The sequence below is a fragment of the Bradyrhizobium sp. CCBAU 53340 genome, assembly GCF_015291645.1.
Classification (GTDB): Bacteria; Pseudomonadota; Alphaproteobacteria; order Rhizobiales; family Xanthobacteraceae; genus Bradyrhizobium.
On sequence record NZ_CP030055.1, the window covers coordinates 2167170 to 2180523 of the forward strand.

A 13354-nucleotide genomic window follows, 5' to 3' on the forward strand; every position below is an offset into this window, starting at 1 on the left:
CCAAGACTTAAGTCTCGGTCGGGCTGCAAACGTTCATTTTTTGCCCATGCACGAGTCTTCATTCTTGGTGTAGGCGTCGCTCTTGTCCTCATGCTTGCCTGGTCGGGCGCGGCCCCAGGCCTCGTTGGAACGGGCGCGCAGATAGACGTAAAGATCGTCCATGTAACAGGCGACGTTCGGATTATCACCGAACGCCGGCATCACGTTCTCCTGCGAAGTCGAGACGTTCTTGCGGCCGGAGGCGACGACGCCGAGGAAATCGGCATAGCTCATGGTCTTGAGCGAATCCTTCAGTGCCGGCGCGTAGGTTGAGCCCATGCCATCGGGCCCATGACACACATGGCAGTCCGAGTGATAGCGGCGGTATCCGGAATAGGTGTACCAGTCGACGGAATCGCCGTTGATCTTGTAGGTCGGGTTACCATCCTTATCGAGCCATTCTCCAGTTTCGTTTTGCTTGACGGCAGTCGGATCGCCCGAGCCGTCCGCGACAGCAATTCCTCCGGACGCTACGAAGATCATCACGGCAATGGCAGAGCAGATTTTACGCAAGAGGTGTTCCTCGAAGGCATCAGGTGGAGGCGAGCCGGCGCGTGGAGTTGATCCACGCGCCGGAGCGATACGGTATCGAGGCTAGTTCGACGGCAGCGAGAACACGGTCAGCGTACCGCCGAGCGCCGTGTAGTTGCTCAGTGCCGCATAGCCACCGACTGCACCGAGGCCTGCAGTCGGATCGGTCAGGCCCGCTGCCAGACCGATGCCGGCCCAGCCACCCACGCCGGAGAGCACGGCGACATACTGCTTGCCGTTGTTCTCATAGGTGGTGACGTTGCCGATGATGCCGGAGGGAGTCTTGAACTTGTAGAGCTCCTTGCCGGTCTTGGCGTCGACCGCCTTCAGGTAGCCTTCGAGCGTGCCGTAGAAGACCACGCCGCCAGCGGTTGCGAGCGCACCCGACCAGACCGAGAACTGCTCCTTGTTCGACCAGACGATCTTGCCGGTCTTGCCGTCCCAGGCGATGAAGTTACCCATGTTGGTATCGCCCTGCGGCGGATACATCGAGAGTGTCGCGCCCACATAGGGCTGGCCCGCGGTGTAGCTCACCTTGAACGGCTCGTAGTCCATGCAGACGTGGTTGGTCGGAACGTAGAACAGCTGCGTGTCCGGCGAGTAGGCCGCCGGCTGCTCGTCCTTGGTGCCGAGCGCGGCCGGGCAGATGCCCTTCACATTGTGATCTTCGCCGGCCTTGTCGGTCGAAGCTGCATCAAGCACCTTCGGACGGCCATAGGTGGCGGAGTTCTTGTCCATGTCGACGCCGGAGGTCCAGTTCACCTTCGGATCGTACTTTTCGGCGACCAGAAGTTCACCGGTGGCGCGATCGAGCGTGTAGCCGAGGCCGTTACGGTCGAAATGCGTCAGCAGCTTGCGGGCCTGGCCGTTGATCGACTGGTCTGACAGGATCATCTCGTTGACGCCGTCATAGTCCCATTCGTCATGGGGCGTCATCTGATAGACCCACTTGGCAACACCGGTATCCGGGTTGCGCGCCCAGATCGTCATCGACCATTTGTTGTCGCCGGGACGCTGCTTCGGATTCCAGGTCGAGGGGTTGCCCGATCCGTAGTAGATCAGGTTCAACTGCGGATCGTAGGAGATCCAGCCCCAGGTGGCGCCGCCGCCGATCTTCCACTGATCACCCTGCCAGGTCTTGAGGCTGGAATCCTTGCCGATCGGCTTGCCGAGTGCGGTGGTCTTGTCGTCGACCAGGATCTGATCATCCGGGCCTTCCGAATAACCGCGCCAGGCCAGCTTGCCGGTCTTGATGTCGTAGGCGCTCATGTGGGCCTGAACGCCGAACTCGCCGCCCGAGATGCCGATCAGCACCTTGTCCTTGACCACCATCGGCGCCGAGGTGCCGGTCTCGCCCTTGCTAGGATCGCCGTTCTTCGCGGTCCATGCGACCTGACCGGTCTTGGCGTCGAGCGCAACGAGGGTCGTGTCGGCCTGATGCAGGAAGATCTTGCCGTCGCCGTAGGCGAGGCCGCGATTGACCGTATCGCAGCACATCACCGGGATGACGTTCGGATCCTGCTTCGGCTCGTACTTCCAGACGATCTTGTTCTCGTTGGAAAGGTCAATGGCGTAGACCTTGTTCGGGAACGGCGTATGGACGTACATGATGTTGCCGATGATCAGCGGGCCGCCTTCGTGGCCACGCAGCACGCCGGTCGAGAAGGTCCAGGCCACCTGGAGCTTGCCGACATTTTGCGCGTTGATCTGGTTCAGCTTGGAATATCGGTTGTTGGAATAGTCACCCGTCGGCATCACCCAGTCTTTCGGGTTCTGCGACATTTTGTTCAGCTCGTCATTGGCTGACGCACTCCCGACGGCGAGAGCCGCCGCGGAGCCAAGAAAGGTCGCCAGTAGCACCTTGCGCATAGTCATTCCTCCGTTGGTCTCGTTTATTGTTTCCGAAGCATTGCTTAATCACCGGGCTTTTCGTCCGGCGTCTGCTCGTGCAGGGCGGTCACGATTGGGACCAGAAACGATGCTGTGCTGTTTCCTCCTCCTGATGAGAGCCACGGGTCCACGTGCAGGAGCGGCCCGTTCTTGTTGTTCCTGGCGCAATTCCTAACGACTTCGTCACCGGGAAACTTGCCCAAGAGAGAAGCTGTTTTGCTCGATAGCGCACGGAGACGAAGTTTTTGATTTTGCAGTAGCGAATTCAGCGGCTTCCGCGCAGGCCGGCGCGACGCTCGCGATTCAGGTTCCCCTTGACGGCGGTGCAACTAAGGCGGAGGATTAACTTCAAAGGGTGGCAATGGAATGATGGCGCTCGTTTCACAAGACCGCTCAAATTCGAGGTAAACGTCACGCAATCAAGGCTGAGGGCTCCAGCAAGCGCTGGCCGCGATTCGCGTCGAATCTCCGGGTATCACCAGTGGCTGGATTAATGTCCGACACAATTCACACGCTCTCGACGACGGGACTGACGCCAAAGCGACAGATCCAGAGCTGGGTCGACGGGCTGACGAGTCTGTGCGGACACTTCGATGTCGATCCGCTGGAGGCGTCGTCGCTCGAAGGGCGCATCGACTACACCACGGTCTCGCGCTTGAAGCTCTGCCAGATCGAGGTGAGCCAGCACCGCATCGCACACACGCTGGCGCGCGCCAAAGCCAACGAACATCCGTACATCAAGATCCACTTCCAGACCTACGGCGTGTCCTATTTCGAGCAGGAAGGCCGCCACATCGAATTGAACCCGGGCGACATCATCGCTTATGACGTCTCATGCCCGCATCTGATCGTCAGTCCCGCCTTCACCCGCCACGACGTGGTGATCGTGCCGAAGGCACTGCTGCGCGATCGCGGATTCCCGTCGCAGCGCATGCCGGCCTGCAAGCTGTCGGCGAAGACGGGGACAGGACGGATCGCCCATGATTTCGTCCATGCTACGTTTGATGAGGCTGCAAAACTGTCGGCCAACAGTGCGGTCGGCGTTGCTGATTCACTGATCGACCTGTTGCTGCTGCCGCTGCGCGAAGCCGACACGATGTTCGATCGCGTCGGGCCCGAGGCGATGTATGTGCGTGCCCAATTTTTCATCCGCGAGCACCTGCGCGATCCCGATCTGTGCATCGATCAGATCTCCGCGGAGCTCGGCTGCTCCAAGCGCTACCTGCACATGCTGTTCTCCGAGCGCGGCACTACGGTGAGTGACTACATCTGGCAGGCGCGCCTTCAGAACTGCCGCCAGGAGCTCGAGGCTCACGCCGGCAAGACCATCACCGATGTGGCGTTTTCCTGGGGCTTCTCGAGCTCGTCGCATTTCAGTCGCGTATTCAGGAAATATTTCGGCGTGGTGCCGTCGTCGATCCACAAGGCACAGCAGGGCGCCGTGGCCGCGGACGAGACTTGAGCCGGCCCCGCTTAAGTCGGCATGGCGACGTAGGGAATGCTGCTCACGAGCGCCGTGACCAGTGCTGCATTGCAGAGCATTCCGCTCCAATGCATTCGACGTAGTCGGCGCACGGCATCAGCATCGCCCGCATCCCGGGCGCTGAGTTCGTTATCCATCCGTTGCATGAACCGGCTGCGTCCCCAGATTGCGAGGACCGCAATCGAGCCAATCGCTATGGCAAAGAGCGGACGACCGGCGATGACGAAAGCCGCAGTCGCAAAGATGCCGGTCACGCTCATCATCCTGAACTGGATGTTGAACATCCCGCGCAGCAACTGCGTGACGGGCGGAATGTCGAGCTTCACCAGCAGGAATGCGGGCGAAGCGAGCAGAAAATAGCCCATCGGAAACAGCAGGACGACCAGGGCGGCCACCGCGACAGCATCGGGTTTCATGCGCTCGGCCTTTCTCGTTCGGAGCGGAGAGGGACGCCCGGCGACAGCGCACAATGATAGCCGGTCAAGGCGCTTGCGACACTAGGCTTTGGTCGGATGCGAAGGGGGCGAGCCACCTGGCGTCCTCAGCCGCATCCCGCGTCATTTTCGGGATGCACGTCACCGCTGAATGATCTTCGTCCAGACGTCGCCGAGAATGGCAGGTTCGCGCGGCGGCAGGTAGGTCAGGCCGGCCTGCTTGCCCAACTCAGCGATCTTGCCTTCGGCGGTGAGATCCGACAGGGCCTTGTCGACTGCCTCGATCAAGGCAGGATCGCTGCCAAGCCCGACATAGCCGCGATTGGCCCCGATCGGATAATAATAGCCGGATGCCGTGATCGCAGTCTCAGGACGCGCGGCGCGGTGCGCGTCGAAACGGGCAAGGTCGATCAAGGTCGCATCATAGTCGCCGCGATCGAGTGCGCCCAGGAGGTCGGCGCGGCCGGGGACGAGATGGGTGATGTTATCGATCAGCCGCCCCTTGTCGAAGGTCATCAGGATGGCGTCACCAAGCGATCCGCTTTCGATCGCGAGGCGAAGACCGGCGAGATCGCCGAGGTCACCGATCTTGCGGTCACGGGCCTTCGGGCCGAGCACGATGGTCATCGGCGAATAGACGTAAGGCCTGGTCGGCGCGAGCTCACCGAGCGCAACGCGGCGGCGTCGGTCGTCACGCGTGGCGCCCGCGAAGTCCGGCAGGCGCGCCGTCTTCATACCGGGCTTGACGAGCGAGTCCGTCGTCAGCGCATAGCCGCCGATCAGCGCGCAGCGCCCGTCCGAGAGCAGCGCATTGGCCTCGAGCTGCGGGCTGGAATCCTCATCCAGCTTGCTCTCGAACCACTGGATCTTGAGTGGGCGTCCCATCCGGTCCGCGATCGCCTGCGCCAGCAGGACGTCGAAACCAGAGTCCGGCTTGCCGCGATGGTGCGCCGAGAGCGGTGGTCGGTCCTCGTCGAGGCAGATGCTCAGGGGATCAGCCGCCCACGCCGCGGTCGCCGGCGCAGCGAGCATCATGGCAAGACCAAGCGCTGCGAGCCGGCGCCTCATGGCTTCCTCCGACTCGAGATGAAGGCCCAGAGATTGCCGATGTCGTCGTCGCTCAAGATGTCGCCCCAGGGCGGCATCCTGTTGTTCTTGCCGTTCTTCACGGTCGTGACGAAGCGCGCCTTGTCGTCGGGAAAGGCGCGTAAATCCGGCGTGATGGTGCCGGAATTCATCATGTTGGGGCCGTGGCAGTGCGAGCATCGTTCGGCATAGGTGGACTTGCCGTGGTCGATCTGCGTCTGCAATGGATTGCCATTCGAATCATCCGCGGCACGAACAGTCGCCGCAAGCGCGACCGTCAGCACCGCGACGGTGGCGAGGATCGCCACCGTCTTGTGAGATGTGTCTCTCAACGTCTCTTGCCGTTATTGCTTCACTGCAAAGACCCAGAGCGAGCCGCCGGGCGGCACCTTGGCCAGCCGTTCGTCGCCGGAAAACAGCGAGTAAACGCCGCCATAGCCAGAGGTGACGGCGACGTACTGCACGCCGTCCTGCTGCCATGTCACCGGCTGTCCCTCGATGCCGGAGCCGGTCTGAAACTGCCACAGCTTCTTGCCGCTGTCGGCATCGAAGGCCTCGAACTCGCCGGTCAGCGCGCCCGTGAACACGACGCCGCCCGCGGTCGACAGCACGCCGGAGAAGCGTGGAATGTCGGAGGCGGCTTCCCACTTCGCCTTGCCGGTCATCGGATCGATCGCCTTCAGATGACCGCGCGCACCGTCACCGAACTCCCAGGGATCGGTGAGGTCCATGCCGAGATACCATTCACCCTGCTTGAAGGTGACGGGCTCGGCCTTGTACTTGCCGCCGAAGGCGAGCGTGTTGGCGTAGGCGAGGCCGGTCTGCGGATTGAACGACATCGGCTCCCAGTTCTTGCCGCCGAGGATCGACGGATAGACCGTGACCTTCTTGCCCTCGCGCGCGTCCTTGGCGACGTCGGTCTCGACCGGACGGCCGGTCTTCATGTCGACGCTCGTTGCCCAGTTGACCTTCACGTAAGGATTGGCAGCGAGCAGCTTGCCGTTGGTCCGGTCGAGCACATAGAAGAAGCCGTTGCGGTTGGCGTCCATCAGCACCTTGGTCGGCTTGCCCTCGACGTTCATGTCGGCGAGGACCATCTCGGCCACGCTGTCATAGTCGAACGGGTTGTTCGGCGAGAACTGATAGTGCCACTTGATCTTGCCGGTCTTGGGATCCATCGCCAGCACTGAGCAGGTGTAGAGGTTGTCGCCGGGACGCACCGCCGAATTGAACGGTCCGGGATTGCCGATGCCCCAATAGACCGTGTTCAGCTCCGGATCGTAGGAGCCCGTGATCCAGGTCGAGCCGCCGCCGAGCTTCCAGGTATCGCCTTTCCAGGTGTCGCCGCCGGGCTCGTCCGGCGAGGGGATCGAATGGGTACGCCAGAGATGCTTGCCTGTTGCCGGATCCCAGCCGTCGATGAACCCGCGGGTGCCGAACTCGGCGCCGGAGATACCGGTGATGACGACACCGTCGGCGACCAGCGGGGCCACCGTCATCGAATAGCCTTCCTTGATGTCGGCCGCCTTCTGCCGCCAGAGCTCCTTGCCGTCCTTGGCATCAATCGCGATCACGTTGGCGTCGAGTGTGGTGCGAAACAGCTTGCCGTCATAGAGCGCCGCGCCGCGGTTGATGATGCCGCAGCAGACGATGCGCGGCGTCTCGGCGGGATATTCGATCTTGGATTTCCAGATCTGCTTGCCGGTCTTGGCGTCGACCGCCATGGTCGCATTGTGGGAGGTCACGTAGATTACGCCCTGGTACACCAGCGGCTGCGATTCCTCGCTACGATCGTCGTTGAAGGAGTAATTCCAGACCGGGACGAGGTTCTTGACGGTGTCCTTGTTGATCTGGTTCAGCGTCGAGAAACGCTGCAGATTGTAGCCCATCCCGTAATTGAGAACGTTCGACGTATCGGTTGCGCCCTTGACCAGCTGATCGGTCGTTTGTGCGCTCGCAACCGAGCATGCGAAGATGACGAGGCTCGCGGCCATCGCAAAACGTTTCATCCGTTCCTCCCAATATGCGCGCCTTTTGACGCTGCGATCGCAACACTCTGTCGGAAACCAAAACGCGTCAATACGAAAGTCGAAAGTGGCTTGCCGAATGTTGGACGTCGGAGGGCGGTCACCTGACGGAAACCTGACGATCGACTCCTTCACTTGTGCGCAGGCGCTGGAAAATTCCGCGGCATGAAGTTGTGCTCGCGTGGGTGCTGCAACCGAAGCTGTTGGGTTCCGCCAGTTGTGCAGTGCGCAGATTGCAATTCCGGGCTTGAATCGGGGCAGGCTTGTGGACTTATGTCGTTTTCGATCCCGCCCGAATCGGGACTCATGTCAGGGAGGTTTTCATGATGTCGCGTCGCTCTGTTGCGCTTGCACTCACGATCGCAATGCTGTCGGGTCCGGCCTGGTCGGCATCCGGCGGCGTCGTCAAAATGTTCGATACCGACAATGACGGCACGCTCGATCTTGCCGAGGCGAAGAAGGCGGCCGCCGCGTTGTTCGCAAAGCTCGATCCCGACCATGACGGGACGCTCGACGTGCGCGAATTGCGCGGACGGCTGACGGCAAAGGAACTCGCGGCCGCAGATCCCGATCACGATGGGACCCTCACGCTCGACGAATATCTTGCCGTGGTTGAGCAGCGCTTCAACGCAGCCAATCCCGACAAGGATGGAACGCTGGATGCGAAGGAGCTGAAATCGCGCGCCGGCCGTGCACTGCTACGCCTGCTGCGATAAGCGGACGGCCGGCAGGCCGGAATTCTGCCCTGCAATTCGGAACATCGGCCGATTCGACCTGTTCTTCTCGACATTCCGCGCGACGCTGGCGTCGTGCGGCGGGGCGAACAAGGAGATGAAGCAGATGAACACGAAACGATCCATTCTCGTTGTATGCGCGATCCTGACGCTGAGCGCCGGCTCGGCGATGGCGGGCCCCTGCAACACCGGCAGCACTGCGAGCGACAAGGACGCCGGCTCTGGTCCTGTCACGGTAGGCTCGGCGCAGTCCCATCCATCTGACGCCGCGGGCAATACCGGTCAGCACCCGCCGACCAGCACGATGAATCGCGCAAGCGGCGAAACGCCGGCGTCGTCCGAGGATGCACAGCGTCAGATGCAAGGCCAGCCGACGGCGGCTCAAAAGGCCGAAGGTGCCAAGCCGAATGCGATGGCATCAGACCAGGGCTGCTGACAGCGAAGCGTAGCTGTATCGAGACCTTCGCGGCATCGCGCAAGGCGGTCCCCAAGGGTCGCGCTTGACCACGAGAGAACTGGCTTTGCCCGAGAGAGAAATGCTGCCGCGAAGAATCGGCATGGACTCGCTTGATGCCCGAATCGAAGCTTGAACTGTCTGGGGCGCCGCCCTAGGTTTTGCCCGGCGCGATGTCGCGCTCAATAATTGGGGAGACCCGAATGGCCTGGAAAGCTCCGAAGATCGTGGAAGTGCCGGTCGGCATGGAAATCAACATGTACGCCTGCGCTGCGCGCAAGTAAGATTGACGACCTGCCGCGGCTTCGATGGCAGATGCCATCGAAGCCGTGGCAGTGTTTCGGAGATGATGTCCCGGTGCGTTCGATGTCGATGGCAGGGGCGCAGTCGATCCGGCTTCCGCGCGCCCGCGCCAAAATCCCCACCTCGCATTTCACCATTGTGTTACGCTGACGCCCGTCAGCGCTGCTTCCGCATTAAGCCGGCCGCGCCTTTGGGACTTGGGATGCGCGTCGGAGCCTGTAAATCCTGGAGATTGGTTGCGTGCCTTGTCGCCCTTGCGCCGGCATATGCGAGCGCCGAGGAGGGGTTTGATACCGAGCACATCTTCGGTTTCATGATCGGCAGCGATGTGGGCAATCCTGGCGAGCGCGAATTCCAGACCCAGACGACGGGACGGTTCGGCAAGGGCGGGAGCACCTATCGTGCCCTCGAGCACGAGGTCGAGATTGAAATCGTCCCGCTGCCGAATTTCCGCATCGAGGTCGGCGGCACGACCACGCTGCACGACATCACGGGCGTGCCTGACATCGATGATCGCCGCCAGGTCAACTTCCAGGGCGCCTCGCTCGACCTGCGTTATCGCCTGCTCGACCGTGAGAATGCTCCGTTCGGGATGACCATCGCCGCCGAAACCCACGGCGACCGCATCGACGAGGTCAGCGGTGCGAAGGGGCGGATGTACGGCACGGACTTCACGCTTGCCTTCGATCGCGAACTGATCCCGAACTTCGCGGTCGGCGCGCTCAATCTGATTTACCAACCGGAATGGGCGCGCTTCGAGGTGAGCGGGCTGTCCGAGAAAAGCTCGACCATCGGCGCGGCCTTCGCCGGCATGGTGCGCGTGCGCCCAAACGTGCTGCTCGGCGGGGAGATGCGCTACTTCCTCCGATATGAGGGCATCGGCCTCGGCGAGTTCTCGGGGCAAGCCCTGTTCGTCGGTCCAACCACCTATCTCCAGCTCTCGGAGCAATCGCGGCTCACCCTGAGCTGGAGCATGCAGGCCTGGGGCCGTCCGGCGGGATCGGGAGCCAATCTCGATCTCGTCAATTTCGAGCGCCATCAGGCGCGGCTGGTGTTCGGGATCAACTTCTAGCAAAGCGGGTTCCCCGCCCATTTCTCACGCCAGATTGAAACTTCCCGCTGCTGGAAACGTAGCCCTTTGTGCTAGTCTCAATCGCTCCCGCGAGAGGATCTCTGCATGAACCCGATCGACCTGGTGGTGACTGTTTGCGCGGTGCTCTCGCCTGCGACCTGCGAGGAGCAGCATCTGGTGTTCAACTTTGGCGGCTCGCCGGCGCAATGCTCCATGGCCGCGCCGCCCTACATCGCGCAATGGGTCGGCGAACATCCGAAATGGCAGGCGGTGCGCTGGCGCTGCGAATATCCGCACCCGAATGACAAAGCCTGACGCGTTACTCTAAGCTTCTCATGGTGAGGAGCGCGGAACGCGCGTCTCGAACCATGAAGGCCCCGCTGCGGCATCCGGGCCTTTCATCCTTCGAGACGCCTGCTCCGCAGGCTCCTCAGGATGAGGAGAGGGAGCTACTTCGTGCAGTCCTTCAGATCCTTGTCGGCGATCGAGAACACAGCATCGGCCTTGATGTCGATGTCGCGCACGACGCATTGCCGTGAGTTGGGATAGCTGACCTTGGCGTCGTAACGACCGGGCTCGATGCCGGTGATGCGCAGCCGCTCGTCGTGGTCGACCTCCTTGTCCTTGTCGTTCAGGCACTGGTTCGGTCCCCAGTCGGTCTTGCCTGATGGCGCGAGCTGGAAGCCGGAGATCGTCTCGCTCGTCAAATTCCAGAGCCGGATGCCCTTGCCCTTGGCCTGCGCGAGCGCCGCGCCCGGCATCGCAACCAACAGGATGCCGATCGCAATCAGCTGACGGCGCATGGTGACCTCCCTCGACAATCTCTGATGATGCAGTTGACCACGAGTTTTCATTTCGATTCAAGCAGCAAGGCTGCGAGCTCTGCCCTGATCCTGGCAAGATCAGCCTCGCTGCGTCCGGCGCGCGGGATGGCGATCGGCACCTCTCGCACAATGCGGGCAGGACGCGGGGACAGGAAGAACAGGCGATCGCCGAGACGGATGGCATCGTCCAGGCTGTGCGTGACGAGCAGCGTCATCACGGAGCGGCTCGCCACCAGAGTCGCGATTTCGTCGCGCAGGCGGCCGGCGAGTGCGTCGTCGAGCGAGGCGAGGGGTTCATCGAGTACGAGCAGATCGGGCTCGACCGCAAAGGCGCGGGCAAGCGCGACCCGGCGGGCAAGGCCGAGCGACAATTCGCCGGGAAAATGGCTGCGATGCGCTTCCAGCTCGAGGATCTTGAACAGCTCTGACAGCTTCGCGTCGGTGACGTCAGGCGCCGCCAGTCGCACATTCTGCTCGACCGAGCGCCACGGCAACAGCCGCGGCTCCTGGAACACCATGCCGATCCGTGCCTCCGGCGGGCGCGCGACGTGGCCGTCGAAATCGCGGTCGAGCCCGAGGATGATGCGCAGCATCGTGCTCTTGCCACAGCCGGACGGTCCGATCAGCACGCCGACCTCGCCCGATTGCAGCGCGAACTTGACCGGTGCCAGCACCTCGTGCGTCCCGCCCGAAGCGCTCCTGTAGGTCTTGCCTGTGACGTCGACCTCAAGCCGCACGGGGCCGCCACCGCGTTGCGCGGGCCTCGAACGGCTGCACCAGCGCGGTCTCGATCACGAGCACGACCGCGGCAAAGGTCAGGGAATAAGCGAGCAGGCGCGGCGTGTCGAACAGCTGGAAGGCGACGCCGATCTCGAAGCCGACGCCGTTCGGCCGTCCCAGCAGCTCGGCGACCAGCACGATCTTCCACACCAACGACAATCCTGAGCGGGCGGAGGCCGCGATATAGGGCGCGAGCTGCGGCAGCACGACGTGGCGGAACGCGCGCCAGCGCGGCATCGCAAACACCGTCGCCATCTCGTCGAGCGAGCGATCGAGCGCACGCGTGCCCTCGCGCAAGGTGACGACGGCCGTCGGCAGCTTGTTGATGGCGATCGCCGCGATCGCGGCGGCTTCGGTGAGTCCGGCCCAGATATAGGCCAGCACGATCACCACCAGCGCCGGCAGGTTCAAGAGCAGGATCAGCCAAGGATCGCCGAGCCGGTCAGCGAGCTTCACCCGGCCCATCAAATAGCCGATGGCACTGCCGACCGACATGGCCAGCACGAATGCGAGCGCGACGCGCGCCAACGTCGCGCCGAGATGCAGAAACAGCGCGCCACTCCTGGCTTCCGCGACGATGACGCTGAGCACGGCGTGCGGGGAGGGCAGCTTGGCACCGCCGACGAACAAGGCGCCGATCCACCAGATCGCGAGAAACAGGGCGAAGGAGAGAAGGCGCAGCACCTCAATCTCCGGAGATGGCGTGATAGAAGGTGCCGGGATCGAGCTGGGCCGCCGGCCCGACCAGGTCGCGCCCGCCGATTTCGGCCAGCACGCGATAGAGTACGCGCGCATCGGTCTCCTCGTCACTGATGCTCCGGCGCGGAATGCCATCGCGATAGCGGTCGCGATAGGTTTTCAGCATGGCCGGATCGGTCGCGCCGGTGAGCGGGGCGATCTTGTCCCAGGCCGCATCCGAGGTGACCAGCAACTGCTTGGCCTTGCGGGTCATGGCGATGAAGCGCGCTACGGTGTCGCGATGGCTCGCGGCCCAGCCCTCGTCGAAGACATAGCCGACCGCGGATACCGCACCCTTGGCGCCGAGCTTCGGCAAGATCTCCTCGATGCCGACAAGGCGCCTGAAGCCCTTGGCCTCGAGCTGGGCGCAGAAATTCCAGAAATTCAGGCTCGCATCCATCTCGCCGTCGAGCGCCTTGGCCGCGATCAGAGGCGGGGCGCCATAGACAATGGTCGCATCCGACTTCAGGTCGATGCCGTCCTGCTTCATCCGCGCTTGCAGCAACAGCCAGCTCTTGTCGATCGGACCACCGCCGACGGCAAGCTTGCGGCCCTTCAGATCGGCGAGTGCCTTGATTGGTGATGTGGCCGGCACCATGACCGCGCCGAGCGCGCTGGAATAGGGATAGAAGGTGAGCTTGGCGCCGAGCGCGCGCTCGCGCGACACCCACAACCAGTCCGACAGCATGATGTCGGCGTTGCCGGCGCGGAGCGCGATCTTGCCGGCCTCGGGGCTCGCAAGCTCGGTGACCTCCAGCGATAAATTGGCCTCCTTGTCGAGACCCGCCTCGCGGATCGTCGCCAGTTCCCAGGAGAATGTTCCGGTCTTCTGCACCGCCAGGCGGATGACATCGGCGGCGTGGGCCGGCGTGCCCAGCGCCAGCATCATCGCAAGCACTATTGTTCGTGCCAAAACTCTCGTCACTTGTGAGCCATTTCCTCAGATTGAGTGCTTTTCA

Annotated in this window: 16 protein-coding genes; 6 read left to right on the forward strand and 10 right to left on the reverse strand. The window is 62.6% G+C overall.

Translation table 11 applies throughout. The features are described 5' to 3' along the window. Positions 1 to 33: 33 nt before the first annotated feature. A complete protein-coding gene (locus tag XH89_RS10135; RefSeq protein WP_194468431.1) occupies positions 34 to 522 on the reverse strand; it encodes a c-type cytochrome, methanol metabolism-related in 489 nt (162 codons plus the stop codon). Between the two features lie 111 nt (positions 523 to 633). Next, complete coding sequence (xoxF5, locus tag XH89_RS10140; RefSeq protein ID WP_194466927.1) at positions 634 to 2439, reverse strand: lanthanide-dependent methanol dehydrogenase XoxF5; 1806 nt, start codon at positions 2437 to 2439, stop codon at positions 634 to 636. A 514-nt stretch (positions 2440 to 2953) separates the two neighbouring features. Here xoxF5 and XH89_RS10145 point away from each other — a divergent pair. After that, complete coding sequence (locus tag XH89_RS10145; protein ID WP_194466928.1) at positions 2954 to 3922, forward strand: helix-turn-helix domain-containing protein; 969 nt, start codon at positions 2954 to 2956, stop codon at positions 3920 to 3922. Positions 3923 to 3933: 11 nt separating this feature from the next. Here the strand turns inward: XH89_RS10145 and XH89_RS10150 are convergent, their stop codons facing one another. The 4 genes from XH89_RS10150 to XH89_RS10165 all read right to left on the reverse strand — a co-directional run bounded on the left by XH89_RS10150 (position 3934) and on the right by XH89_RS10165 (position 7472). Continuing rightward, positions 3934 to 4359: a hypothetical protein gene (locus tag XH89_RS10150; RefSeq protein WP_194466929.1), complete on the reverse strand. Its 426-nt coding sequence runs from the start codon at positions 4357 to 4359 to the stop codon at positions 3934 to 3936. Positions 4360 to 4518: 159 nt separating this feature from the next. Continuing rightward, positions 4519 to 5445: an ABC transporter substrate-binding protein gene (locus tag XH89_RS10155; RefSeq protein ID WP_194466930.1), complete on the reverse strand. Its 927-nt coding sequence runs from the start codon at positions 5443 to 5445 to the stop codon at positions 4519 to 4521. Further along, positions 5442 to 5795, reverse strand: a complete 354-nt coding sequence (locus XH89_RS10160) for a cytochrome c (protein ID WP_194466931.1) — start codon at positions 5793 to 5795, stop codon at positions 5442 to 5444. The genes XH89_RS10155 and XH89_RS10160 overlap by 4 nt, the downstream gene beginning before the upstream one ends. Before the next feature lie 12 nt (positions 5796 to 5807). Next, complete coding sequence (locus XH89_RS10165; protein WP_194466932.1) at positions 5808 to 7472, reverse strand: methanol/ethanol family PQQ-dependent dehydrogenase; 1665 nt, start codon at positions 7470 to 7472, stop codon at positions 5808 to 5810. Positions 7473 to 7813: 341 nt separating this feature from the next. Here XH89_RS10165 and XH89_RS10170 point away from each other — a divergent pair, with 341 nt between their 5' ends. The 5 genes from XH89_RS10170 to XH89_RS10190 all read left to right on the forward strand — a co-directional run bounded on the left by XH89_RS10170 (position 7814) and on the right by XH89_RS10190 (position 10368). Next, positions 7814 to 8206 (forward strand): calcium-binding protein, encoded by a 393-nt coding sequence (locus XH89_RS10170; RefSeq protein WP_194466933.1) that lies wholly within the window; start codon positions 7814 to 7816, stop codon positions 8204 to 8206. 124 nt (positions 8207 to 8330) lie between these two features. Beyond that, the gene (locus XH89_RS10175; RefSeq protein ID WP_194466934.1) at positions 8331 to 8660 is read left to right on the forward strand and encodes a hypothetical protein; all 330 of its coding nucleotides are present in this window, start codon (positions 8331 to 8333) and stop codon (positions 8658 to 8660) included. 221 nt (positions 8661 to 8881) lie between these two features. Beyond that, entirely contained in the window at positions 8882 to 8962 is an 81-nt protein-coding gene (pqqA, locus tag XH89_RS10180; protein WP_012029362.1) for a pyrroloquinoline quinone precursor peptide PqqA, read from the forward strand. Between the two features lie 221 nt (positions 8963 to 9183). Further along, positions 9184 to 10053 (forward strand): hypothetical protein, encoded by an 870-nt coding sequence (locus XH89_RS10185; protein WP_194466935.1) that lies wholly within the window; start codon positions 9184 to 9186, stop codon positions 10051 to 10053. Between the two features lie 105 nt (positions 10054 to 10158). After that, positions 10159 to 10368 (forward strand): hypothetical protein, encoded by a 210-nt coding sequence (locus XH89_RS10190; RefSeq protein ID WP_188104815.1) that lies wholly within the window; start codon positions 10159 to 10161, stop codon positions 10366 to 10368. A gap of 134 nt (positions 10369 to 10502) precedes the next feature. On the opposite strand, the gene XH89_RS10195 is transcribed toward XH89_RS10190, so the two are convergent. From XH89_RS10195 to XH89_RS10210, 4 genes are read right to left on the reverse strand one after another with little or no spacing between them, the layout of a single operon-like run. Beyond that, positions 10503 to 10856 (reverse strand): hypothetical protein, encoded by a 354-nt coding sequence (locus XH89_RS10195; protein ID WP_194466936.1) that lies wholly within the window; start codon positions 10854 to 10856, stop codon positions 10503 to 10505. Between the two features lie 47 nt (positions 10857 to 10903). Then, entirely contained in the window at positions 10904 to 11614 is a 711-nt protein-coding gene (locus tag XH89_RS10200) for an ABC transporter ATP-binding protein (RefSeq protein ID WP_194466937.1), read from the reverse strand. Continuing rightward, positions 11604 to 12341: an ABC transporter permease gene (locus XH89_RS10205; protein ID WP_194466938.1), complete on the reverse strand. Its 738-nt coding sequence runs from the start codon at positions 12339 to 12341 to the stop codon at positions 11604 to 11606. Before XH89_RS10205 ends, XH89_RS10200 begins: the two co-directional genes overlap by 11 nt. A gap of 1 nt (position 12342) precedes the next feature. Next, positions 12343 to 13284, reverse strand: coding sequence for an ABC transporter substrate-binding protein (locus XH89_RS10210; protein ID WP_194468432.1), 942 nt, complete (start codon positions 13282 to 13284; stop codon positions 12343 to 12345). Positions 13285 to 13354: the final 70 nt, after the last annotated feature.